This window comes from Corynebacterium sp. UMB6689, from assembly GCF_030215295.1.
Lineage (GTDB): Bacteria > Actinomycetota > Actinomycetes > Mycobacteriales > Mycobacteriaceae > Corynebacterium > Corynebacterium aurimucosum.
In genome coordinates, this window is the sequence record NZ_JASOLS010000197.1 from 1 (window position 1) to 262 (window position 262).

1 protein-coding gene is annotated in these 262 nt (G+C 42.7%); it reads right to left on the reverse strand.

What is annotated here, in order from left to right:
• The coding region (locus QP363_RS13190) for a hypothetical protein (RefSeq protein WP_284764820.1) at positions 1-235 on the reverse strand (235 nt) is incomplete at its 3' end.
• Positions 236-262: the final 27 nt, after the last annotated feature.

Genomic DNA, 262 nt, shown 5'->3' on the forward strand with positions numbered 1-262 from the left:
CCATATCAGCCAGTTCTTTTTCCCGTCCAATAATGGGATCCATTTCATCCGCGCGATAGCTGGCATTTAAATTTCGGGCATACTTGGATAAGGCCGGAAAGGATAAGCTCACATCATCTCTATCAACCGTCCGCCTTTCTTGATAATCGGCTAATTTTTTATGGGCACTCGCTCGGTTAACATAATTATTTAACCAATGGGTCAGTTCATTGTTTTTCAGGTCAAATAGGGCCAATAAGAGGTCCTGACTAGCGATTTCGTT